General features: G+C 52.2%; 22 protein-coding genes and 1 pseudogene. 13 read left to right on the top strand and 10 right to left on the bottom strand.

Going from position 1 to position 24302, the window contains the following annotated elements; translation table 11 throughout:
- The first annotated feature begins 58 nt into the window (after positions 1-58).
- Positions 59-700, top strand: a complete 642-nt coding sequence (locus MYS68_RS25535) for a peroxiredoxin-like family protein (protein ID WP_248928549.1) — start codon at positions 59-61, stop codon at positions 698-700.
- 467 nt (positions 701-1167) lie between these two features.
- Here the strand turns inward: MYS68_RS25535 and MYS68_RS25530 are convergent, their stop codons facing one another.
- Complete coding sequence (locus MYS68_RS25530; protein WP_248928548.1) at positions 1168-2187, bottom strand: alpha/beta fold hydrolase; 1020 nt, start codon at positions 2185-2187, stop codon at positions 1168-1170.
- A 138-nt stretch (positions 2188-2325) separates the two neighbouring features.
- Between MYS68_RS25530 and MYS68_RS25525 the strand changes: the two genes are divergently transcribed.
- Together MYS68_RS25525 and MYS68_RS25520 are read left to right on the top strand one after the other, a co-directional pair.
- Positions 2326-3234, top strand: coding sequence for a LysR family transcriptional regulator (locus MYS68_RS25525; RefSeq protein WP_248928547.1), 909 nt, complete (start codon positions 2326-2328; stop codon positions 3232-3234).
- A 119-nt stretch (positions 3235-3353) separates the two neighbouring features.
- Positions 3354-3701, top strand: coding sequence for a DUF4260 domain-containing protein (locus MYS68_RS25520; protein ID WP_248928546.1), 348 nt, complete (start codon positions 3354-3356; stop codon positions 3699-3701).
- A 360-nt stretch (positions 3702-4061) separates the two neighbouring features.
- Here the strand turns inward: MYS68_RS25520 and MYS68_RS25515 are convergent, their stop codons facing one another.
- Positions 4062-4466, bottom strand: coding sequence for a CBS domain-containing protein (locus MYS68_RS25515; protein WP_248928545.1), 405 nt, complete (start codon positions 4464-4466; stop codon positions 4062-4064).
- Between the two features lie 311 nt (positions 4467-4777).
- On the opposite strand from MYS68_RS25515, the gene MYS68_RS25510 reads away from it, so the two are divergent.
- The gene (locus MYS68_RS25510) at positions 4778-5239 is read left to right on the top strand and encodes a MarR family winged helix-turn-helix transcriptional regulator (RefSeq protein ID WP_248928544.1); all 462 of its coding nucleotides are present in this window, start codon (positions 4778-4780) and stop codon (positions 5237-5239) included.
- 273 nt (positions 5240-5512) lie between these two features.
- On the opposite strand, the gene MYS68_RS25505 is transcribed toward MYS68_RS25510, so the two are convergent.
- Positions 5513-6412 (bottom strand): SDR family oxidoreductase, encoded by a 900-nt coding sequence (locus MYS68_RS25505; RefSeq protein WP_248928543.1) that lies wholly within the window; start codon positions 6410-6412, stop codon positions 5513-5515.
- Between the two features lie 154 nt (positions 6413-6566).
- A complete protein-coding gene (locus tag MYS68_RS25500) occupies positions 6567-7469 on the bottom strand; it encodes an AraC family transcriptional regulator (protein WP_275984006.1) in 903 nt (300 codons plus the stop codon).
- Between the two features lie 363 nt (positions 7470-7832).
- On the opposite strand from MYS68_RS25500, the gene MYS68_RS25495 reads away from it, so the two are divergent.
- Both MYS68_RS25495 and MYS68_RS25490 read left to right on the top strand, forming a co-directional pair.
- Complete coding sequence (locus MYS68_RS25495) at positions 7833-8639, top strand: class I SAM-dependent methyltransferase (RefSeq protein ID WP_248928541.1); 807 nt, start codon at positions 7833-7835, stop codon at positions 8637-8639.
- 255 nt (positions 8640-8894) lie between these two features.
- Complete coding sequence (locus tag MYS68_RS25490) at positions 8895-10820, top strand: chondroitinase-B domain-containing protein (protein WP_248928540.1); 1926 nt, start codon at positions 8895-8897, stop codon at positions 10818-10820.
- A 217-nt stretch (positions 10821-11037) separates the two neighbouring features.
- Here MYS68_RS25490 and MYS68_RS25485 read toward each other — a convergent pair whose 3' ends face one another.
- A complete protein-coding gene (locus MYS68_RS25485) occupies positions 11038-11508 on the bottom strand; it encodes a hypothetical protein (protein ID WP_248928539.1) in 471 nt (156 codons plus the stop codon).
- Complete coding sequence (locus MYS68_RS25480; protein ID WP_248928538.1) at positions 11484-12221, bottom strand: epoxide hydrolase family protein; 738 nt, start codon at positions 12219-12221, stop codon at positions 11484-11486. Before MYS68_RS25480 ends, MYS68_RS25485 begins: the two co-directional genes overlap by 25 nt.
- A gap of 157 nt (positions 12222-12378) precedes the next feature.
- On the opposite strand from MYS68_RS25480, the gene MYS68_RS25475 reads away from it, so the two are divergent.
- From MYS68_RS25475 to MYS68_RS25465, 3 genes are all read left to right on the top strand, one after another.
- Positions 12379-13323, top strand: a complete 945-nt coding sequence (locus MYS68_RS25475; RefSeq protein ID WP_248928537.1) for a helix-turn-helix transcriptional regulator — start codon at positions 12379-12381, stop codon at positions 13321-13323.
- Positions 13324-13412: 89 nt separating this feature from the next.
- Entirely contained in the window at positions 13413-13850 is a 438-nt protein-coding gene (locus MYS68_RS25470; RefSeq protein ID WP_248928536.1) for an NUDIX domain-containing protein, read from the top strand.
- Between the two features lie 42 nt (positions 13851-13892).
- Entirely contained in the window at positions 13893-14333 is a 441-nt protein-coding gene (locus tag MYS68_RS25465; protein WP_248928535.1) for a GNAT family N-acetyltransferase, read from the top strand.
- 423 nt (positions 14334-14756) lie between these two features.
- Here the strand turns inward: MYS68_RS25465 and MYS68_RS25460 are convergent, their stop codons facing one another.
- Positions 14757-17000 carry a YcdB/YcdC domain-containing protein gene (locus MYS68_RS25460; RefSeq protein WP_248928534.1) on the bottom strand — a complete coding sequence of 748 codons (2244 nt, stop codon included), beginning with the start codon at positions 16998-17000 and terminating at the stop codon, positions 14757-14759.
- A 163-nt stretch (positions 17001-17163) separates the two neighbouring features.
- Here MYS68_RS25460 and MYS68_RS25455 point away from each other — a divergent pair, with 163 nt between their 5' ends.
- Complete coding sequence (locus MYS68_RS25455) at positions 17164-17535, top strand: winged helix-turn-helix transcriptional regulator (protein ID WP_248931009.1); 372 nt, start codon at positions 17164-17166, stop codon at positions 17533-17535.
- 59 nt (positions 17536-17594) lie between these two features.
- Here MYS68_RS25455 and MYS68_RS25450 read toward each other — a convergent pair whose 3' ends face one another.
- The 3 genes from MYS68_RS25450 to MYS68_RS25440 all read right to left on the bottom strand — a co-directional run bounded on the left by MYS68_RS25450 (position 17595) and on the right by MYS68_RS25440 (position 19508).
- Positions 17595-18665, bottom strand: a complete 1071-nt coding sequence (locus MYS68_RS25450) for an SDR family oxidoreductase (RefSeq protein WP_248928533.1) — start codon at positions 18663-18665, stop codon at positions 17595-17597.
- A gap of 342 nt (positions 18666-19007) precedes the next feature.
- Complete coding sequence (locus MYS68_RS25445) at positions 19008-19217, bottom strand: cold-shock protein (protein ID WP_248928532.1); 210 nt, start codon at positions 19215-19217, stop codon at positions 19008-19010.
- 90 nt (positions 19218-19307) lie between these two features.
- Positions 19308-19508 carry a cold-shock protein gene (locus tag MYS68_RS25440; protein ID WP_248928531.1) on the bottom strand — a complete coding sequence of 67 codons (201 nt, stop codon included), beginning with the start codon at positions 19506-19508 and terminating at the stop codon, positions 19308-19310.
- 270 nt (positions 19509-19778) lie between these two features.
- Here MYS68_RS25440 and MYS68_RS25435 point away from each other — a divergent pair, with 270 nt between their 5' ends.
- From MYS68_RS25435 to MYS68_RS25425, 3 genes and pseudogenes are all read left to right on the top strand, one after another.
- Positions 19779-20729 carry a TRM11 family SAM-dependent methyltransferase gene (locus MYS68_RS25435; RefSeq protein ID WP_248928530.1) on the top strand — a complete coding sequence of 317 codons (951 nt, stop codon included), beginning with the start codon at positions 19779-19781 and terminating at the stop codon, positions 20727-20729.
- Positions 20730-20845: 116 nt separating this feature from the next.
- On the top strand, positions 20846-22504 hold the full coding sequence (locus MYS68_RS25430) for a response regulator transcription factor (protein WP_248931008.1): 1659 nt from the start codon (positions 20846-20848) through the stop codon (positions 22502-22504).
- A pseudogene (locus MYS68_RS25425) lies at positions 22505-24259 on the top strand (cache domain-containing sensor histidine kinase).
- Positions 24260-24302: the final 43 nt, after the last annotated feature.

The following is a 24302-nucleotide window of genomic DNA, read 5'->3' as shown; positions in this document are numbered from 1 at the left end:
TGTACGCAGATTTGCGTTGTCTCGCCCCAAATGTCCACAAAAAAAGGAGAGTTGTGCCATGACGCTTAAAGAGCAATTGGAGCAGCAAAAAACGGGTTTTATGACAAGAGTGCCAGCAGAGATTCAGGAGGAAATACTACGGCTCGTTAAGGAGCAGCAGCAATCCGGCATCGATTTCGGTCTGAAAGAAGGGGCCCAAGCTCCGAATTTTACGTTGACCAATCCGCTCGGCGAGCAAATCAGCCTGTATGACGAGCTTGCCCAAGGGCCGGTTGTCCTGATCTTCTACCGCGGCAGTTGGTGCCCTTTCTGCAATATCCAGCTCAGGGCTTACCAGCAGTTCCTGCCGGAGATAGATAAACTTGGCTGCCGGCTGATCGCAATCTCTCCGCAAAGTCCCGACAACTCGCTGTCCCAGAAGGAGAAAGAGGGGCTGACCTTTCAGGTGCTGAGCGATCCAAACGGCCATGTCGAGGAAAGCTACAATCTTTTGTATGAATTGCCCGATTATCTTCAGCACACATATAAAAAGCTTGGACGGGATTTCGCCGAGTTCAATAACACCGACCGCTGGATACTGCCGGTTCCGGCGACGTTTATCATCGACAAGGAGGGGGTCGTCCGCCTCGCCTACGTCGATCCGGACTTCATGAAGCGGATGGAGCCCGGGGAAATCATCGATCAATTGAAGAAAATCTGAGAACAGTGCAGATTCACGGCATGGACGCCGACCCCTATTTCGTAGACGAGGGTGACATTGAGGCGGGTGTATTATTATATTAGTTACCGTCGCGCCGCCAAACAAAGGCGAGGGCACGAGTCCAACCGAACCAGTAGGGCGCTGCACTGCCATCAACATAAGCGTTCAACTAACAGGTGACTATAGCGCAGCGCAACAACCAGGGAGCAGATCGCCGCGCGGCAGCTGCTCCCCGGTTTCATTAAAGTAACGGGCATAATTGCTCAACAAGCACGACCCACAACAGGGAGGTCGACAGTAAGTTCTGATGACCTCATAATACGATTGGGCAGTAAAGTTCGAGAAATCAAGTTTAATTTTTTTGTAGTATCGAACCTGGTTAATTTAGAGAAGAAAGGCCTGAGGTTCGTGAAATACCGGCTGAATTGTAATTGCCGCTAACAGGGCACTCCAATGTTAAGAATGATCTATCTGTTTATACTAAGCGCCAACAAGCGTTTTAGATTGTCATCGATAAATTTATTATCGGCACTGTTGATGCCGCGACCGGCAAAATGGCCCCAGATCGACTCTATTGGATTAAAAATAGCATTAGGTATAAGCTTAGCCTCGTATTCGTTATCGTCCGCCGGGCAGAAGAGGTCTGTGCTCCCTGGCATGACGCAGGCAAGCGCTTTAATGCTTTTGAGCGCTTTATCGAAATCCCCGTTATAGGAGGGGTTTGCGCTAATATCTGCATTTTGGCCAGTCCATAACATGGCCAGGACATTGTGCGGATCCATCTTCATAAAGCTATCTTCCCAGACGCCGGCCATAAAATCAGTCAACGAGTCAAATCCCAGCTCACGATAAAGTTCCTCTCTGTAAAACGCCTGCGATACGCCCCATCCTGCATAGACACGGCCAACCGCGCGCATGTCAGCAGAAGTCAACTGGTTTAGTTTACTTGAATCGAAGCGGACAGCAGCCATGAGCGGAGCTTTCATTCCCTCCAGGACCACATACGTTTGGGGCCAAGTTTTGGCGACTCCGGCGAAAGGTGCAATTCGTTCCACCATGTCTGGATAACTTGCCCCCCATTGGAATGATTGAATGCCTCCCATTGACCATCCAACGACGAGAGCGATCTTTTGAATGCCGAATTTTTCGGTCACCAATCGATACTGGAATTTAACGTTGTCATAGATGGTTACCTGCGGAAAATTGGCCCGGTCGAATGGAGGAGGTGTGTTACTGGGAGAGGAAGATAATCCGTTGCCCAGCAAATTTGGAACGATAATGAAATATTTTTGCGGATCCAGTGCCATGCCGTTTCCAATCAGCCATTCATTCTGAACATGCTGGTCGCCAAAAGCAGTTGGATAGACGATGACATTATCTTTCTTTTCATTCAATCTTCCATAAGTCTTATAAGCAAGAAAAGCGCTCGGTAACGTCACTCCTGATTGCAATGTTACGTCACCCAAATTGAAAATATCATAATCCATCGTAAAGTCGCTCTCCCTTCAAAATGAAATCATTTAGAATGTATTTCTTGAATTTAGTATATACCCGTGGTACTCTCAACAAAAGAGAATGAAAATCAAAGCAATGTTCAAAAATATTGAAAATATAGGGGGCGTATGATGGAATTGCGCCAACTGAATACGTTCTGCATAGTTGCATCAACTTTAAATTTCAGTCGGGCTGCGGAAGTGCTGAACTACGTCCCCTCCAACGTCACGATGCAAATAAAAGCATTGGAGGATGAGCTTGGTGTTCGTCTCTTTGACCGTTTGGGCAAGCAGCTCGTTCTCACAACTGAGGGTAAACGCTTTTTAACTCATATCCAAAGCGTTTTAAACAAATTGGACGAAGCTCGCAGCGTCGTTCACGACAATGAAAATCTAAGCGGCACCCTAACGATAAGTGCCAACGAGGTTTCTTGCGCCTATCGGCTTCCAGTTGTCTTTCAGCTATTTCGTTCGCGCCATCCGGGAGTTCGTCTCGTCTTCCGCTCTGTACCAAATCAAGAGCTCAAGCAAACGCTCTTTGAGGGAACCGCGGATGTCGTCTTTATGTTGGACGAACCCATTCGCTCAAGCGGACTTACAGTGGAACCATTGCTGGAAGAAACTTTCCGCCTTTTCGCCGCTCCTGACCATCCACTCGCGAAACGAACTGTGCTACAGCTGGAAGATTTTCACGGAGAAGTGTTCCTGACGAATGAAAAGGGCTGTCCCTATCGGACCATGTTTGACCGGTCATTTGAGAAAGAGGGCATTGATAGTATTACGTATTTTGAGTTTCAAAGTGCCGAAGCCATTAAACAATGTGCGATTACGGGAATCGGTATTGCCTTTCTTCCTGAAGTAGTAGCGGAAGCCGAAGTTGAACGGGGCGAACTTGTTGCCCTTCCATGGCAAATTCCGGACTTGCACGTGTATACACAGATGTTATGGCATAAAGATAAGTGGCTCTCACCAATCATGATGTCTTTCATAGAAGTAGCAAGGGAAGTTTTTGCTTCAGAGGAGGAGAATAAAACCGTTTAGCCTATTCAGCGATTGGAAAACATCTTTTCACCTGCGGGCTATTTGACCCCCGAACCGCTTAACAATCATGGATTGTACTTATACAAATAGTAATTAATACATACAGAGGGTTGTGATCCATGAACAAGATACTGATCAAATTGGAGAATTTGGTGGTTTTCATTATTTGTATTTTTGTGTTTTATCGATTCGATTTCAGTTGGGTGTTGTTTATCATATTGATCTTTGCCCCTGACATATCCATGGTCGGGTATTTGAAAGGGAATGTGGTAGGTGCAAGAACTTACAATCTTTTTCACACTTATTTGCTCAGTACGCCTGTCCTGTTGTTGGGACTTGTTGTACATATGGATCTCTTAACAGAAATCGGATTGATTTGGACGGCACATATCGGAATCGATCGTTTCTTGGGGTATGGGGTAAAGTATGATAGCGGCTTTAAAGATACGCACATCAACCGGCTTTAGTTTGTTCAAAACGGTAATAACCCTTTCGGACAAAAGGTTATTTAGGATGTTTTTGCACATAGAGGTTATGTTTCGTCCGACAAAAAGAATTTCGATATTGTTCGCGAAACTGCGGAAATTATGGGATACAGAAAATAATAAATGGCTACGCCTGGAGGGCTGCCGCCGGTTCTTGACGGGTACCCCGGCGATAAACGGCCATGACCCCGAGGAGACGGCGTAGGAATAAATGCAGAGGAACGCATACCCAATCGGATGTATGCGTTGTTCATGATTCCGCATAGCTTAATAAACATTAAGAAACAAGATAAGACTGCCGGCGAACGGCAGCCTTCATGGACCGAAAGAAGGTCTTTCCAACTAATCAGTAATATTCCGGGTATAGTATTCGATTATATCTTTGCGGCGAATAATTCCGAGGAAGACGCGGTCGGCGTCTACGACCGGAACGAAGTTCTGGTCGGCTGCCAGAGACAACATATCGTCCAAATCGGCGCCGATCTCGACGCATTCGACTTTCATCCGTCTTTTTATGGAAAGGATAGGTATTTCGTGCATCGTCTCGAAGCTGAGGCCGGGTGTGGCTTTAAGCTTCCATAACAAATCACCCTCGGATAGCGTTCCGTAGTATAAGCCATTGTCATCTAAGATCGGAATGGCAGTATAGTTGCTCGCTTCCAATTTATCCATGGCTTCTTTCATATTAGAGGATGTAAGGAGATAAGATACCTCGTTCTTGGGGTATAGAAATGATTTGATATCCATCGAATCACGCTCCTTTGGTATATTAAAGCATATTTCATCGCGAGGTGCATCTGTAAGTAAATGGAGCATAATACTTTCATTTAATTAACTGGAATATTATTTAAAAAATGTTGAGGTCAGGAACAATCCAAAAGGGAGATGCGGAAGTATTTCAAACCGCTTTATCTACACGAAAGTAGAGGATAACTGGCAGTTTAGTTCAATAACTGATTTTTTGAGAGTATTGTTTGAACGTAGCAACATAACGTGCTAAAATTAGTTCAATTCAGAACAGTTCGTTATTGAACTATAATTGCGAAGGGGATTGAACTGTGGATTATAACGATGAAAAACTCAAAAAAGCCATTGAGGTTTTACAGTCGTTTTTAGCAATAAGTAAAACTACAACCAAATTTACTCAACAAAATGCAGAAAGTCTAGGTATTAATTTACAACAAATGTCAATCGTAAACACTTTATCGTTTTTTCCTGGACTGACTCTAAAAAGCATTACTGAAAGACTTTCCTCCTCTAAAAGCACAGTAAGTGTCAGTATTGATGGACTTGTAAACTTGGGATTAGTGGAACGTACCGTTTCAGTGGAAGATAGAAGAGAAATAAAATTAATGTTAACTCCCAAAGGAGAAGAAATATCAAAGAAATCAAGAGAAAATGCTTATTCCTATCGAGCAATGGCTTTAGCTCTGGAGAAGTTGACTGAGAATGATGTTGAAAATTTACTTAGGTTACACAAAGAATTATTATCCTATCTGCAAGAAGTTCAATTTACCTAACGGGTATTGGCCGACTTTGCTGAAGTTACGAAGGGTTTTGTTAAGACGCATTTAAGACGGATACGAGATCGTACAGAAAACGCATCATGGGGCCGCCGCGATTTATCATCGGGCGGCCCATTAAGCTATTGGGCAGTAGCTCAGACATTATCGTTGCAGGCGAATTGCCCGCTCAACTTATTGTTAATGACAGCTTGGCTTACGTAACGGACAGCAAATCTTAAGACGACACCGGTTTTCTTGCACGGTGTCGTCTTATTGTTCGCTGTCCGTTTAGTTGTTGAAGTATTGACCCTGTTCAAGATCCGCGATTAGCCCGAGGTGTACAGGTTCCCATCCTACGCGTTTTCGGGTCAGTGCGTTTGACGTCGGGTTGTCGGTCGACACGGCGGCACCGAAGAAGCCGAAATGGGCGTCTGCTTCTTCACGGGAAATGCTGATCACCGGCAGGTTCAAGTGGCGACCGATGACGCCCGCGATGTCACGAAGTGGCACCCCCTCTTCGCCGACCCCGTGGAGCAGCGATCCCGCCGGGGCGGATTCCAGCGCCAATCGGAACAGGCGCGCCGCATCGAGGCGATGTACGGCCGGCCAACGGTTAGAGCCGTCTCCTACGCAGGCTGAGACCCCTTTATCGCGAGCAATGGCGATCAGCATCGAAACGAAGCCAGCCATCGTCTCGCCGTGCACGGAAGGTGCGAGACGGACGACCGATGAGCGCACCCCGCGATCAGCCAGTGCAATAGCCGCGTTCTCCGCTGCACCCCGAGGCACCGAATCGTCGACCACATCCTCCTCCGTCCCGAGCTGCCCCGGTGGAAGCGCGAATGAGAGCATCATGGTTCCCGAAGTGATCACAAACGGCTTGCCGGTGCCCTCAAGCACCGCCCCCATCGCCTCCACGGCGCGCAAATCTGCTGCCACCGCACCGGCATAGTCTGAAAAATCATGTCCGAAGGCCAGATGAATGACGCCATCCGCAGCGGTGGCACCATCTCGCAGGCTGTCGAGATCGTCGAGGGAGCCACGATGCACATCGGCTCCAGCGGCCGTCAACGCGGCTGCAGACTTGTCTGAGCGGGCAAGGCCGACGACCCGATGTCCGGCTTCAAGGAGTTCGCGGACAACCGCAGTTCCGATGAAACCTGTTGCTCCCGTAACAAAAACACGCATAGTAAAGTCCTCCTTCAAAGGTTGATACACTCATTATAGAACGCCGCTCTTCCGCAAGGTTGCCGATTTCGCGCGACTTTTTGCCCGATTCGCCGGAAAGGCAAAATAAACCCCCGCCAAGCCATACGGCCGCGGGGGATGAGTGAGGATTGAATTATTCCCGGATTTGACCTTGCCCACGCAAGCGGGCGATATCTCTGCCGGGTGGGCTTCCAAAAAAGCGGCTGTAGTCGCGGCTGAACTGAGAGTTGCTCGCGTACCCAACCAAATGACAGGCTGCAGCCGCATCCATTTGGCCGGATAACATCAAGCGCCTCGCTTCCTGAAGGCGCAGCGTTTTTTGAAATTGCAGCGGGCTCATCGCCGTGACGGCCTTAAAATGCTCGCGAAAAGTAGATACGCTCATATGGACCAGCCCGGCCAAATCTTCAACCTTGAATGACTGGGCGTAGTTGCCGCGCAGCCAGGCGATCGCCTTCGCCACTCGCTGCACCCCCGAGTCGGCGAAGCCCATCTCCGCCACGTAAACCCCGATGGGGCTGCGCAGCAGTCGGATCAAAAGCTCCTCCGCCACGAGCGGGGCGAGCCATTCCGCATCGCCGGGATTTCGCAAACAATCCACCAGCCTCGTCATCGCGCCAACGAAGCCCGGGTCGGCGTCAAACCCATAACCCGCGCTTCGCTGCCGAATGGGCGGCAGACCGCGAGGGAACATTTTCAGAGCCAAATCGGCTATTCTTTGTGGTTCGAGCCCCAGCCCGGCCGTGAGATACGGTTCGGAAGGACTGGCCTGCATGATCTGTACGGTGACGGGAAGGGCAACGGGGACCATGAAGATGCGCGCCTTGCTGGACACATAGACTTCCTGCCCGACCGTGAACGAAATCGCCCCTTGTGCCACGATGCCGAATGAAGGCGTATAGAACGTTTTCAAGCCTGTGCCTGTTGATGAAAAGCGACCAAGGCGCAAACCTGGGATGGGCTGGTCAAAGATGCCATCATGCGGCGCGTAGGTTTGGATCAGACGAGCCAAACGAGCCGTTTCCGCTTCTAACATTCTCTTATCGTTTGACTCCGATGGAACCGAATGCACATCTGGCGTTCTCATACGATCGAAAACATCTCCTTAATTTTGCAGCATATTTTGCAACGATTCCCAGACAACTAGCGTTCAATACTCTCATGATATCACGGGATGTTTTTTAGACAAGCGGGGTAGTAGAGGAGTTTATTCGGAAATCCTCGAAATAATATTGTGTTAGATTTTTTATTTTGGGTGTAAAGGTGGAACCTCTCTGTTACTCGAATTGCTTGCTCTGAGCGGCTCCAACGTCGCCGTCGCGGATGGGGAAAAAGATTCATCGTCCGGCTTTGGGCACGGGCAGGATTAAAGATTAACTATTACATAGGAGGAGTATTTATGAAGGATTCCGTCGTAAAGAGCAATATATTATTAAATTCAAGAAAAAACACCCTTGATAATAAAGGGGTTTTAGAACAAAATAAAAAATTTTGGGATCGTACTGCCGACAAATGGGTCGGTGTAACTGCACTCCCACAACTCGGATGTTTGACACCATCCGAAGAAGATTTACATTTGTTTGGTGATGTGTCCGGTAAAAAAGTTCTTGACATTGGTTGTGGAAGTGGGCACTCTCTTAAATATCTTGGTGACCATCATGCATCAGAACTTTGGGGACTGGATATGTCAACACAGCAAATTGAAAATACAAGCCGTTATTTAAAAGATTGCGGATATGAGGCACATTTATTCAACAGCCCCATGGAAGAGAATCCGGGTTTACCGAAGGGTTATTTTGATATTGTTTATTCCATATATGCCATCGGCTGGACTACCGATTTACAAAAAACATTTCATTTAATCGCATCCTATTTAAAAAAAGATGGTATTTTTATATTTAGTTGGGATCACCCTGTTATGAGATGTATGGAAATTGAAGAAGATAAGCTTGTAGTTAAAAGCTCTTATTACGATGAAAATCTTTTTACGTTTGAAAAATACGGCTTTGATGTTTCGCTCAGCAAAAGGAAAATTTCAACGTATGTTAACGCTTTAGCTAAAGCCGGATTTTTGATTGAGGAAATGATAGAAGAAACGGATAAACAAACCCTTGAAAGTGAGGGAAAAGTGGAACAGAAATATCATTCTGCTTTCAATGCGAAAATGTTTCCCTTGTCCTTCGTTTTTAAAGCAAGAAAAATTTAATTGGTGATTAATGGGTAATTTGCGGTTAGGGAACCCAATCCAGCCTCCGGTGCAATATGGCGCGGAGGCTCTTTCCTTTGTACGTGGCATGAATAAAAGGTTAGTTTCCTTATAGTTTAAGTATATTCCATCCGTATTCATCCATGGCAGCCGGAGGGTAATATAGTTTCAAATCGTGCGAAAACCATAAAAAAAGAAAGGTTGTGACGAATGATGAAAGAAATGTACCGTTCCCGGAGGAGCCGATCAGGATGGATGCCGCTTCTTGTATTTTCTCTGCTCGTTGGCCTTCTGTTTGACGCGGGTGCGGCGTTTCCCGCAAATAAGGCGAATGCAGCCGATACGAATCTTGCCCAAGGGAAAGCCGTTTCCGCCAGCAGCACCTGGAGCTCCGGCTATACGCCCGCTCAAGCCGCGGATGGCAGCTCAAGCACCAGGTGGAGCGCGGCGAATGCTTCCGCCCCGCAATGGCTGACCGTTGATTTCGGGCAAAGCACCCCTTTTAATCAAGTGGTTTTGAAAGAGTATAAAAGCCGGATCACGGCTTATTCCATCCAGTATTCGAGCGACGGCTCCAACTGGACGGACGCCAAAACGGGCACCAAAGCGTCCGGATCCTCGGACACAACAACGACGGTCAGCCTCGGCAAGAGCTATTCGGCTCGGTATGTCCGCCTCTATGTATCCGCTTGCGCCGATACGCCGTCGTTGTACGAGCTCGAAGTTTACCGTACCCCGATCACGGTATCGACCGTCCCGCAGCTGAATTCGGCAATCGCTGCGGCGCTGCCCGGCGAAACGATCGTGTTGGCTGACGGCACATGGACGGACGTGGCGATTAATTTCAATTCGGCGGCAACCGCCTCGGCCCCCGTCACACTGAAGGCGGAGACGTACGGCGCCGTCATATTGACCGGAACCTCGACGCCGTATCTCATCGCGGACGGCCTTTATTTCAAGAACGGCGCATTGTCCTCCGGACAGGTCGTCCGGTTTAACTCGAATTACGGCAGGCTCACGAACTCGGCGATCGTCGACTATAACCCGCCCGGCGCCTCAACGCAGTATTACTGGGTCTATTTTGACGGCAGCAACAATCGGCTGGACCACAGCTTTCTCAAAGGGAAAAACCACAACGGCCCGTTAATCGGCAACGATCCGACGGATAGCCGGTACAACAAGGTCGATAACAACTATATTAAGGATATTCCGTTTATTGCGGGCGTCAACGGACGGGAAATATTCCGGATTTGGGGGTATGGGGGAAACGAGGAACTGGGCAGCGACGGAGCTTTTTTTACAATCGAAAGCAATCTTTTGGAAAATGCCGACGGCGAAGGCGGAGAGTATATTTCCCTCAAATCGAACCGCAATCAGGTGCTTTACAATACGATCCGCTCGACGCAAGGCTCGCTGACGCTGAGGAGCGGAAATTTCAATACGGTCCGGGGCAATTTCATATTGGGAGAGGGCAAGGCCGGAACGGCGGGTATCCGCGTCTCGGGACAAGGCCACACAGTCGTCAACAACTATATCGCGGACGTTTCCTCCTTCGGCCTGAACTTGTACGCCGGGGAGTATATCGACGCGGATTTGACGGGCAGCTACGAACCGATTTTGCGCGATGGGACGCCGCTCGGAAGGGTGCCCCGGTACGGATGGGTGAAAAACGGCACGTTTGCGCATAACACGATCGTTGGTCCCGGCAAGCTCGGCATTGAAGTGGGAGGCGGGTATAAAGTCGGGTGGCCCCAGGCACAGCGCGTGCTGCTCCCGGAAAATAATACGATTGCGAACAATGTCGTGAAGACCGATAATGTCAAAACCTTCACCTCCCCGGTTCAGGACACGGCCGCTCCGCTGAATATATTTTCGTTTGCGCCGAATACGTATCAGGGCAATATCGTTTACGGCGGGGCGAACGGATTGAACCCGGCTCCCTCTTCCGGCATTACGACAGCCGACCCGCTGCTTTCATTGGCTCAGGACGGGTTGAACAGGCCTTCATCCGGAAGCCCGGTTATCAATAGCGCAGTCGGCTCCTACGTCACGGACGATATGGATGGTCAAACGCGAAGCGATAACGATGCCGGAGCCGACGAATATTTCGATTCTTCCGCGGCAAAACCGCGCAAGCCGCTGACGGCAAGCGATGTCGGTACATCATGGACCCCTCGGTAACCGGCGAATTTGACCACAAAACTTAGCCTTTGAGGCGGCTGGAAGCAGGCCCTCCACCCGGGCATGATCGTCGTGATGTGCTGAGGCACGGCTTAGCGGGGGCGGTCATTCCCGGTTATTCGTCAAATAAATAGCCGTTAGTCCATGACGAGAAAATAAGTCTTGGACGCGGCTATTTTTTTAGGATTTTAAAAACCGGGGTTCGTGATAAGTTTTCTTATTCGGTATCTAACTTGCGGAAGAAATTGCGGATATCGCCGATCATTAAATCAGGCGCATCTATCGCGGCGAAATGAGTTCCTCTGTCGAACTCGCTCCAATGCACGATGCGATTGTTTTGCTCGGCAAACGCGCGAATTGCGACATCGGACAACTGGAACACCGCTACGCCGATAGGCGTCGTCGACGGGGCTTTAGGCGCCCAGGCCGCCGGATCGTGCGCTCCTTCATAATACATTCTTGCCGAGGAATTTGCCGTTCCGGTCAGCCAATACAGCATCAGATTCGTTAAAAACCGATCGCGGTCGACGGCTTCTACGGCATCCCCGAAGCCATAGAATAATTCGGACGTCCAAGCGAGCAGGCCTACCGGCGAGTCGTGCAGTCCATAGGCTAACGTTTGAGGTCTTGTCGATTGAATCGCATTAAAACCGAACCGTTCCTTCATAAATTGGCCGAGCCGGCCCAATCGAACTTTTTCCGCATCCGAAAGCGAGGCAAATACGTCCTCTTCCACCTGACCCAGCGGAATGAATCCCATCTGGCGGCGTTCACATGCACGCCGATCACACGGCCGGGTGCGATGCGCCCGAGCTCGGGAGCTATGATCGCTCCCATATCCCCGCCCTGCACGCCGTAACGCTCGTAGCCGAGTCGGTCCATCAGCTCGGCGAAGGCTTGGGCCGCGCGTCCGGACGTCCATCCCGCCTCCTTCGTCGGCCCGGATAAGCCGAAGCCCGGGATCGAAGGAATAACCAGATGGAAAGCGTCGGCAGGGTCGCCGCCATAGGAGGCGGGGTCGGTCAGCGGCCCGATCAGGTCCAGAAACTCGACAGGGGACCCCGGCCAACCATGAACGAGCAGAAGCGGCGTTGCATTCGGTTCCGGCGATTTGATATGGAAGAAATGGATATTGGCACCATCAACCGTTGCCGTGTACTGCGGGATTTCGTTCAGGCGTTGTTCCTGCTTGCGCCAGTCAAATGACGTTTTCCAGTACTCGGCCATCTCTTTCACGAAATGGAGCGGTACACCGTAATTCCATCCTGAGCCGGGGATCTCGTCGGGCCAGCGCGTAAGCGACAGACGGAGGTTCAGATCGTCTAACGCTGCTTGCGAAGTCTCGATTCGAAATGGGTGGATGTCATTCAGATTTGCTGCAGCGGAAGTCATCGTATTCATGGTTCATGCTCCTTTTCATTTGGGTTATTGTTTAGTTTTAATTGTAACCGTCCCTTCCTGACAACAGTCTGTCAAGGAGACGGAGGCTGAAAAAAATAATCGACTTCTTGCCCCTAAAAATGTAAAGTCATGGGTAAGAGGAAAGGGAGGGATGCGTTTGAAAGTACAGCGTTTGCTTGGCATTACGATGGCATTATTAAGCCAGCGCCGGGTTAACGCCCAGACGCTGGCGGATAAATTTGAGGTATCGCTGCGGACCATTTATCGCGATCTGGAGACCATCAATACGGCGGGCATCCCCATAGTTTCCTACACCGGCACGGATGGCGGTTACGAAATTATGGAGCAGTTCCGCATCGACCGGCAAATCGTAACCTTTGAAGATCTGCAGTCCATATTGATTGCGTTAAGAGGCGTTCAGGCATCGCTGGACGATAAGGAAATGGACGGTTTATTGACCAAGATCAAAGCGCTTATAGCCAGATCGGAACAGAACCGGATGGAAGAACTCGGCGATACGCTGATGTTTGATACGAATCTGTGGCATGGGGGCGGATTGAAGGATAGGTCCATTCTGAGTTCGCTTCGTCAAGCTGCAAAAAATCGGTCCGTTGTTTCGTTTCTATATACCAACACGGAAGGAATCGGCGAAGAGCGGGAGGTCGAACCGATTGGCCTTGCGTGGAAAGGCTATGCCTGGTATTTATACGCTTACTGCAGGCTGCGCAGCGACTATAGGACCTTCCGGCTCTCCAGATTAAGCGGCTTACGCATTCATTTGGAGCATTTCGCAAATCGCGGTGTTCGCATGGAGGAGCTGGATGCACGGTGGGGAAACAAGGAGACCGGGCCTTTGGTGCATCTTGTGCTTCGATTCAAAGCTCGATTGAGAGTGCGGGTAGAGGAGGCATTCGGCCTGGACAAGGTCGAAACCCAGGAGGACGGAACCTTGCTGGTCAAAGCCAGCTATCCGGACAACCACTGGATGTACGGAATGCTGCTGAGCTACGGACCGGACGTTCAGGTATTGGAGCCGCCCTTCGTAGCGGAGAAGATAAGAGATCTGGGGGAGCAGATTTTTAACAACTACCCATTGAAATAATTGTCTCAAAATCGTCACTCCATTTTATTTGGTTCCATGGGATAATTTTACTCGAAGGCATTTGCATAATCCTAAAAGGGGTGGCGAAAGTGGCCCATAATCTTGCGGCTGGAGTGGTTGTTTTAAAAGACGATGCGGTTCTTCTAGTAAAAGATAATTCCGGCTGGAGTTTGCCGAAAGGTTCGACCGAAATCGGTGAAACTTTCTTGCAAGCTGCGGAAAGAGAAGCATACGAGGAAACGGGGATTAAAATAGCTGCGGAAGAAGTTGCTTTCGTTACGGAGTACACTTCAGAAAAATACGGACAGTATCTTCAAGTTTATTATGCAGGAAGCTTGTCTTCGGAGCAAAGAAGCAATATGGACGACCCCGACCTGGATGTAATGGAGATGAAGTTTGTGCATATAAGGGATTTGCGTAGTTTTATAACATTTCGCCCGTGGATAATCCCCTTGGAAATGTGGATTCAAAATAAGGAGTTGACATATCATTCGTTCGATTTAGATGTTGAAGGGTTTTATATTTAGTCGCGGATTATTGAAAAAAATGAAATATGAGGGGGAGCCCGTTTGCTAACCAATCTGAAAATGAAACTGGACTCCATGACGGTACGGGAGCTGCTGGAATACGCTGTGTTTCCCGATTCGGATGAGCTCGCTGCCGCTGTGGAAAAGTATAAAATCGAAGCCGGCCGGGAGCTGTGGGGGCTAGAAGAGGATGGCGAGCTGATCGGCTGCGTCGGCTGCCGGATGGATGCCGAGGGCAATTTGGAAATTCTCCATATTGCCGTGGACCCGAACGAACGGGGCAAAGGGTACGGACGGGGGCTGCTGCTGGAGTTGATCGAGATGAAAAATCCCCGAACGCTGTTTGCCGAGACCGACGAGGAGGCGGTTGACTTTTACCGCAATATCGGGTTTGACATCGAAAGTCTCGGAGAGAAATACCCCGGTGTGGAGCGGTTCAAATGCACGTATGTCACGGATCCGGGGGAAGAACCCGAAGAATAACCGCCAGAAATGGGGAACGCAGATGACCACCGTATACAATAAACTGATCAGGGATCGCATTCCGGAAATTCTGGAACGCATGTTCGTTATTCCCGAAAAATAGCAGCATCGGAAAAATAAAGGAACTGAGATGCGCTAAATCGGTGGAAAACGGCATTTGTATCGGCCGAACAGGCAAATAGAGCACCTGAGTTCCGCTAACTTCCAAAAATATCCGAAACGGACCGATTTAGCGCACTATAGTTCCGTTATGGTCGCGCTTAACTTGTCAGCATAGGGGATGCCACCTCCCCATGACAATTGGATTCATTCGCATTTTGGGGGAGGGGGGCAACAATCTGAGCCCCAAAAAAACTATCAAATGCACGCACGGCATGCGAAAAGCCGAACAGGCAGCCGGGGCGGCCTGTTCTCGGCGGCATTTTACTTGTTGGCCGGCTGCTCGGGCTCCATCGTGTAAAAATCGCGCCACACGCCGGTTTGCGCATCCAGCAAGGATGTATAAGCCGATTCTGCGGTCGGGACGAGACGGTAGCGAATCGACGTTGACGGGTTTGTCAGCAACACGTCGTCGGCCATGTAACAGGCTTCGACGCGATACCGGCTGAGCATCAGCTTGCGCACTTCCTCCTCGGAAATAAACGCAGGTTTGCTTTGCGGATAAATGCCGGGTGTGAGCTGGCTTTGCAGGCGGATCCATTGCCCGCTGACAGGGCTGACGGATACGGTCAGCTCCTGACGGTCCGCCCAAATGCCGTCGATACGGCGGCGGTATGTGAACCGGTACTCCGGAGTCGAGACCGTGATGCCGTCCGTGAGCCAAAGCTCGGATCGGATCATGTACAGCTGATGAGTATAGGCGGGCAGCAGCAGCCGCAGCAGCCGTTCCGCCTCCACTTCGGCCTGAGCCTCGCTGATGTATGGGACGGTGAGCCAGATGAAGGAGCCGTCGTTATCGGCCTGGGTCGAACATTGCACAATGTCCCCGGTGACAGAGCTGACTTCCACGTAATACGTGCGGGATTGGTCGGCGGCTTGTGCAGGAACGTTCAGCTGAAAGACCCAGGAGGAATTGTTTTGAAGAACATGCTCCGGCCTCGCGGTTTCCGGCAGATTGAGCTTTTTGCGGGCGATATCGGCTGCCTGCTCCAGCGATAAATTCAGGTTTTCAGCCGGCATAGCGGCGAGCGGCTGCGCTGTGACCGGACCGCGCGGCTCCATGTCGCCGGAGCTGCTTCGCCATTGTCCGTCCTTCGCTGCGAGCGTATCGTACAGCCGCGGCACAACCGCGTACATCGGCGTTAAAGCGTCCCGGGATGCCTGCGGCGCCATGTAAACGGCTTTGTCCAAAAAGGCATCGGCAAAGGCGAGTTCGGCCTTCTCCTGCGGCATCAATCCCTCAGGTGCATCGAAACGTTTGTTATCGTTCCAGGCCATATAGTAGGAAACGTCGTTTTGGCTCGGGCTGACGTTAACCGTTATATTATTGTCGGGATAAGGAAGTCCGTTTACCGTGCGCACATAACGGAAGGTAAGCGACGGGTCCATCCGGTAGCGGCGGTTTTGCAAAGGGTTGCCCGGCGTCTCATCGATCATCCAGCCGGCGTCTGCTGCTGGCGAAACCTTCGCGACAACGCCGTCCACGAGCTGCTTCAATGCCGCACGGTCCTGCGTTTTTTCGGATATTCCGGGCACGCTGACCGTTTCGTTTTTTGTAAACCAATCGATGGTCCCGTCCGACGCGTTCAGCGTAACATCGGCAGAACCGGCGACATGATCGCCTTGTTGTTTGCGAAATTGGAGACTCCAGCGCTTTGGACCGTCACCCAGACGGATGAGGTGGGCAGCTTCGAGCGTATATTCGCCGGAGAGGCCAAGGCGCTGCCGGGCAAGCTCGATCGCTTTCGTTTTGCCGACGGGAACGCCGTCGTCGTCGCCGGATGCTTGCGGGTCATTCTCACTGGGTTGGAAGTGCACCCAGCCGTCGCCGAAATCGCCTCGCAAATGGGCCCATTCATCGCCCTGTTCCACGGGTGTTACCGTTTGCGGGCCGATGACGCCGACTTCGCCGGAGAGACCGTAAGGATATTTGAACAAAGTGGCTCCGTCCGGAAGCTCGAGCGGTTTGGCGGAAGGACGAAGGTTCGCCGGCAGCGAGTAGGCGAAATGAATCCATTTGTCGCCCTGATCCGTGCGGACGTGGTACCAGCTGCGCCATTTTTCGAACGCCAGCAGGGGGCCGGATGCCGTTTGCCCCGAATTGAGTCCGAGGAGAGGGGCGTCGAACAGATAGACGGGAGAGTCCGGCACGAGGGTCATCTCCACCGGTTCGAGTCCCTCCAGCACGCCTTGGCTCGGACGAATCCATTTGTCGCCGAGCCAGGTGGAGATCAGGTAAAAGCCGGTCTGCGCGGAAAAACCGAGCGGTGCGACCGTTTGCGGCGACAAAAGCAGGCCGGTGCCGGAGTCCGCGTCAGGGCGGTTGTACAGCTGCTCACTGCCGAGCAGCGTCAGCTGGCCGGAAGGCCGCAGCGCGGCGCGGACATCGTCCGCCAAGGGCGCGGCAGGCTGCGGTCCGGCGGCGAACGCCGGGGCGTCGGCCGAAGCGAGGCTTCCGGCGCAAAGAGCGGCGGCGAGCGAAAGCGAAAGCGGCAAGCTTTTTTTCATCAAGCACAATCCTTTCCGAATCCTGAATTGGAAATCTATATCATTTAACGCTTCATGGATCCCGTTTGTTTCGGCAGCACGCCATTATCGTGGTATCTTGCGTTGGCTTGCAGGTTGGGGCTTAGGGCGATAAAGTGAAGAGAAAGGAGGTTGAGTCATGGCCATGCAGGAATCGGTTAAAACCTACAATACAGCGGTTGAAGCGTTTCTTGAAGTGATCGGAGGCAAATGGAAGCCGGTCATTCTTTTTCACCTGACGTTCGGCAAAAAACGCAATGGCGAACTGATGCGTCTTATGCCCTCCGTAACGCAAAAAGTGCTGACTCAGCAGTTAGGGGAACTTGTTGAGGATGGAATCGTGGCCCGTATTTCTTACAACCAGGTGCCGCCCAAGGTGGAGTATGAATTGACGGATTACGGCTGGAGCTTAAAAGACATCCTTCATCTTATGTGCAGATGGGGGGATACGCATATTGAAAGGGTGTACGGCGACAAAGCGAGTGTTCTGTTCGAACCGCCGCGTTCGGACGACTAATGAAGATACCGTCCCTGTATAGGAAACAGGAACCGGCATCGGTCGAAGGATACTTTACATTACGGAATGATCTTGCGGCGGCGGAAGTCTTCGAATATGTCCATAAACATCTTTTCCGTATCGACGAACTCATGAAAGCCGAAGCGGCGCGCTTTCGAGCCATCGGCAAAAAAGTCGTAATCCCACGAAAATACGAAATCTCCGAAGCGCCAGGATGATACATCCTTATAGCGGTTCTCCAAGCCATACTTCTTCACCATGGAATCCCACAGCGCTTCCTTATCGGCCATGACGACCTCCAGCGACATCGGTAACGGAGGGGCGGTCTCGAGTTCGAAAAAGGAAGCGATCTTCGGCCAAAGCTCGTTCCACCTGAAAAGGTCGCCGTTCGTGATGTTAAAAGCCTGATTGGCGCAGCGCGGTTCGGTCGCCGCCCAAACCGTTGCGCGGGCAAGCAGACCGGCATCGGTGACTTCCATGAGGCTATGGTAAGCGCCCGGTTTTCCGGGAAAACGAAGCGGCAAGCCAAGCTCCTTGGACATGGATGCGTAAATGGCGATCACCATCGCCAGGTTCATCGGATTGCCTAAGGCAAACCCGCAAACGACCGACGGACGAAGTGCCGACCAAGTCCATGTGCTTCCCGGCTGCCGTCTCTCGAGGAATTGCTGCTGGTCGATATTGAATTCCGGCGGCATATGGTAGGCATCCGTTTCCCGAGCGGGCGTCTTGAATGGCCCGAGATGCGCGCCGTAGACCTTGTAGCCCTGCATAAGGCTGATATGCTGCAGGTTTGGGGCGACCGGTTCGATCGCGTTGACCACGTTTACGAGCATGGAGAGGTTGGGCTGAACGAGTTCGGCCCACGTAGGGCGGTCTTGATAAGCGGCGAAGAAAATATGAGTGATTTCGTTCAGATGACTCAGCTTCACCCTGGTTTCTTCTTCATTAAGCAGGTCGACCGTTACATACTTCAACCGATCGCTTTCTTGTCCGCCGCGCCGCGACACTCCAACGATATTCCAGTCGGGGAGTGTCTGCAAATATTCGATGAGATTCCTTCCGATGACGCCGCCCGCTCCAACCACGAGAGCGGTTTTTTTTGCTGTGTTTGCCGAATGTTGGTTCATAAAGTTTTTCCTCCTCTTGTTAACTTAAAATCATTGTGTAACAGAAGAGAGGAGTTGAGAAGTACGCACTTTCAAATCACATAGGCACTTGAAAGTAATAAAGGGCTTGATCAAAGCCTGGCAGCGATGGGTCTAAAACGGAACAAATCCCCCAAAAGTGAAGTCAACCTCTGAAGCCTAATCCTAATATTTTTGGGGGAGCCCCCGGTTATCCACAAAATTTAGCTGCGCATAATTTCCTATACTCCTATACAACAAAAAAAGGCGCTCGCAAATGCAAGCGCCTGATGATTTTTCCCTGCTGCAAAGTTTGATCGTGCCGTACTCATTGCTGGGGATTTTTTATCGAATGCCCTTGATGCCGGTTGTGTTGACAAGCAGCGGGAGCATCTTCGTATCCGGAACCATCGCGGATGAGCAGAGGGGGCAGGTCGGTTCGGACGCAAACGTGAAATTGTTGCGCATCCAGCCTTTGCAGCCGTCCTGGGTGCAGGACCAGACGTCGGTGCTTTCCTCCGGGATTTCTTCAAACGGTTTTTTACGATAATTCATCGCGAATCCCCCTTATTTGAAATGGCAGTCCCAAAGAAAAAAACTGCTCCTGACCGAAGCGGTAAGAGCAGCTTTTGCGGTTTTCAAAAACTACAGCTTAATAACGTTTTCGGCTTGCGGTCCGCGGTTGCCTTGAACGACGTCAAATTGAACGCGTTGGCCTTCGTCCAAAGATTTGAAGCCATCGCCTTGGATAGCGGAGAAATGAACGAATACGTCCTTGCCTTCTTCCACTTCGATGAAGCCGAAGCCTTTCTCTGCGTTAAACCATTTTACTGTACCTGTTTGCATGTTGAGTTACCTCCAAAATTTGTAATGGCATGCTCGTTTTTTTCCTGGAAGAAAAAAATTCACATATTGAAAAGGTTCCATCGTTAAAAATGACACCCTTTGTCATATGTGAATTCAGGTTTCAAATTTATCAATTGAAACCAGTATATCACAGTTCCTCGGGGAGAGCAAACACCGGAACAGGAAAATTTGAGGGGTTCCACGATCAGGTGCTATAGTAGGATTGCACCGATTGACCCTATTTTATACATGGAAAAGGAATTTTCTCCGATGAGCCCGTTAAAACGTTATTTATACACCTTTGCCTGCCACGAGGACGAACGCGAGCTGTGCGAGCTGGAGCTGCGCACGCTGCTGGGAGCGGCGCCGTCCGCCCGCGGTATGTACGCGGAGAGCGGGCGGGAGATCGACCCGAGCCGCAGCCCGTTCGTGAAGATGCGGCTCGAGGTGCGGTGCGAGGCGGTGAGCGTGGCGGAGCTCGCCGTTCAGGCGGAGCAGCTTGAACTCGCGGAAGGCGCGACGTTCAAGGTCGTGTACGCCGGCGGCGACCGGGACGGCGAGCCGGACTACGCCGCGCGCCGCGCAATCGAGCGCGAGATCGGCGCTCGCATCCGCGGCCGCGCCGACATGCGCCGCCCTGCGCGGCTGCTTGCCGTCGCCCGCGCCGGCGGGCGCTGGCTGCTCGGCGACGGCACGCCGAGCGAAGCGGTGTGGCTTCGCCATAACGCGAAGCCGCGCAGCTACTCCACCGCGCTCAGCACCCGGGTCGCCCGCGCGGTGGTCAACATCGCCGTCCCGGAGCCGGACGGCGTCAAAGCGGTCGACCCGTGCTGCGGCATCGGCACGGTGCTGATCGAAGCGGCGTCGATGGGCATCGACATCGCCGGCTTCGACATCAATCCTCTCGCCGTCCGCGGCGCGCGGGCCAATCTCGCGCACTTCGGCATGCCGGACCTCGTCCGGCTTGCCGACATGCGGCAGCTCAGCGGGCGCTACGACGCGGCGATCGTCGATATGCCGTACAACCTGTGCTCGCGGCTCCCCGCGGCCGAGCAGCTGGAGATGCTGCGCAGCGTGCGCCGGCTCGCGCCGCGCGCCGTCATCGTCACGGCCGAGCCCGTCGACGGGCCGCTTCACGAAGCCGGGCTCGCCGTCCTGGAGCGCTGCACCGTGCGCAAGGGCGCTTTTTCCCGGCAGGTGATCGTATGCGGCGAAGGTTGAAGCTGAAATTTACAACGGGGATATGAAATTTTTTTCCGGTTGCAGCGAATCGCAGACTTGGTATGATATAGGCACTAGTGCATTTGCAGGCATGGACAGGGGGGCATTTCTTTATGCTGTACAAGCTCATCTTGGCGGAGGATGAAGAGGATGTGCGCGAAGGCATCATCCGCGAGATCGATTGGGCCGGCTGCGGCTTCGAGGTCGTCGATCGCGCGGAAAACGGGCAGGAAGCGCTCGAGATGATCGAGCGGCACGCCCCCGATGTCGTCGTGACCGATATCCAAATGCCGTTTATGGACGGCTTGAGGTTGTCCGAGTGGATTCGCGAGAAATACCCGACAACCAAAATCATCATCCTGACCGGCTTCGACGAATTCGAATACGCGCAGAAGGCGGTCAAGCTGCACATTGACGAATATGTTTTGAAACCGTTCTCATCCGAAGAGCTGAAGGACGTGCTGGTCAAGATCAAACGCCGGATCGATGAAGAAACGGCGCAGAAGGAGAACATCCAAAGCTTGCAGGAGCATTACCGAAAAAGCTTGCCGGTGCTGCGCGAAACGTTTCTCGGCTCGCTCATCTCCCGCAAGCTGCCGGAGGCGGATATCCGCGAGAAGGCGCAGAGCTACGGGGTGAACCTGGACGGCCGCGGTTTTGCCGTATCGGTGATCAGCATCGACTCCCCGGCCGCGCCGGGCGGGGAAGACGAAGAAGCCGCGCCGCGGGCGGCCTCGCTCAAATATTCGAAAGATACCGAGCTCAAATGGTTTGCGGTGCTTAACATCGCAGGCGAGATCGCCGAGAAGCACCGGGCCGGACTCGTTTACATTCATAACGACCACGTCGTTCTGCTGACCGTATCCGAGGAGAGCGGGCGCGACGAGGTCATGAAGAAAACACTGGCCGCGCTAGAAGAAATTCGCCAAAGCATAGAAAAGTACTTAAAGCTGACCGTCACAATCGGCGTCGGCACGGTGAGCGCAGCGATCACGGGCGTCAGCTACTCGTACAAGGACGCCGTGCTGGCGCTCGATTACCGGCAAATTCTCGGCTGCAACCGGATCATTTGCATCGACGACGTGGAGACGCGCTTCGGCGAAAAGCTGCGCTTCGACGAGCTGAAGGAGCATGCGCTCATTCGCTGCATCAAGGTGGGCACGGTGCAGGAAATGACGGAGCTTGTGGACGAGCTGTTCGCCGGCATTCAGGATGCGAACGTATCGTTCAAGGACTACCAGATTTATTTGCTGGAAATCGTCACCTCCGTTCTGAAAGCCGCGAAGGACGCGGGAATCGACCTGGAGGACCTGTTCGGAGCGGCGTTCCGTCCGTTCGCCGACATTTATCAGTTTACGCAGCTGGAGGAAGCCAAAAGCTGGGTGCTCGGCATCTGCACCGGCATGATGAGCCATATCGCCAGCGGCCGCCAGTCGGCGTACAAGTCGCTCGTGGACCAGGCGAAGGAATATACCCGGGAGCATTTTCACGAGAGCGACATTTCGGTTCAAAGGGTGTGCAGCCATCTGCACATCAGTGCGGGATATTTCAGCAGCATTTTCAAAAAAGAATGCAAAATGACATTTGTGAATTATTTGATGCATATCCGTATGGAAGCGGCCAAGGAGCTGCTGCGCACGACGGATCTGAAAACGTTCGAAATCGCCGAGAGGGTCGGGTTCGCCGAGCCGAATTATTTCAGCTTCTGCTTCAAAAAGCATGTCGGCGTCTCGCCGAAAGAATATAAAAACGGCGCCCGCAGCGAGGAGGCCTAGATGTGGAAGGACCGGTTCAAATTCCGCAGCCTGCAGTTTATCATCACGGCTTCGTTTACGCTGGTCACGGTATTCGTCATGCTGTTTGTCGGCGTGGTGCTGTACAACAAATTTTCGAAAACGGCGGAGCAGAACACGTTTCTCGGCAACCAGCAAATCATCGAGCAGGTGAACAACAACCTGGAAAACTATTTGAAGGGCATGTCCGAGCTCTTTCAGGTCGTCGACGATAAGATCAGGCAAAGCCAGGGCATCCCGAACGGGCGCCTGCTCGAGCAGCTCGATACGATCATGGACACGCGCGAGGATATCGTATCGATGGCTTTGTTCACGAGCGACGGGGAGCTGCTCACCGGCCTGCCGGCGCAGGAAATGCGGGCGAATTCCCGGCTGACCGAGCAGAGCTGGTTCAAATCGGCGCTGGAAAACCCGAACCATTTGTCGTTTTCCCTGCCGCACGTGCAAAATTTGTACAAAGGCCAGTACAAATGGGTCGTATCGATGAGCAAGGGCGTGACGATCGAGCGGGGCGGCGAGAAGATGAACGCGGTGCTGCTGGTCGATGTGAATTTTAAGACCATTGACGATTTATGCCGTAAAGTAAGCCTCGGGAAAAAAGGCTACGTCTACATCATCGACGAGTCGGCGGGCAACATCGTGTACCATCCGCAGCAGCAGCTGATCTATATCGGGCTGAAATACGAAAACGTCGAGCAGGCGCTCAAGTATACGTACGGCAGCTATCTGGACAACTCCACCGGCGAGGAGCGGCTGATCACGATCCAGACCGTCGCGGGCGTCGGCTGGAAGACGGTCGGCGTTTCCTACATGGACGAAATCGTCACGACGCGCAAAGAAATCAGCGGCTACATCTCGTGGCTCGTACTGTTTGTCATCGTGTTCGTGCTGCTAATATCCACGTACATGTCGGCGAAAATATCCCACCCGATCAAACGGCTGGAGCGTTCGATGCGCAAGGTCGAGCAGGGTGACTTCGACATTCACCTGCCGGTGACGGACGACTAAGTCGGGCGGCTGTCGCGCCGCTTCAACCTGATGGTCGGGCGTATCGGCGAGCTGATGGAGCAGATCATTCACGAGCAGGAGCAGAAGCGGCGCGGCGAGCTGGAGGTGCTGCATGCACAGATTCATCCGCATTTTCTGTACAACACGCTCAATTCGGTCGTACGGATGGCGGGCAGCGGAAAAAGCGAAGACGTGATCACGATGATCACGTCGTTGTCGAAGTTTTTCCGCATCAGCTTGAGCCGCGGCAAGCATATTATTACCGTGCAGGAAGAGCTCGAGCACATCCGCAATTATTTAATCATCCAAAAGATCAGGTACAAAAACAAATTCGAATTCGAAATCAACGCCGATCCGGATGTGATGGGCTGCCCGACCCTGAAGCTGATTTTGCAGCCGATCGTCGAAAACGCGATCTACCACGGCATCGAATATATGGTGGACGAAGGGCTTATTACCATCACGGCGGGCATTGAGGACGGCAAGGTGCTGATTCAGGTGAAGGACAACGGCGTCGGCATCCCTCCGGATAAGCTAGCCTCACTGCTGTCGGGAGCGCCGGGCACCGGCGAAGGCTCCGGCGTCGGTCTGCGCAACGTGCATGAGCGCATCCGGCTGTATTACGGAGCGGATTACGGCCTGACGATCGAAAGCCAGCCGGATGTCGGGACGACGGTATGCGTATGGATTCCGCATGAGAAAGTAGAAGGCGGTGTATCCCATGGATAAGCGGTCAAGCGTTAAAATAGGGCGGCGGCGGTGGGGGTTCCGT

Source organism: Paenibacillus hamazuiensis (genome assembly GCF_023276405.1).
GTDB classification, from domain to species: Bacteria; Bacillota; Bacilli; order Paenibacillales; family NBRC-103111; genus Paenibacillus_AF; species Paenibacillus_AF hamazuiensis.
The sequence above is the reverse complement of the archived record's forward strand: the minus strand, read 5'-3'. Positions and strand labels throughout refer to the sequence as shown.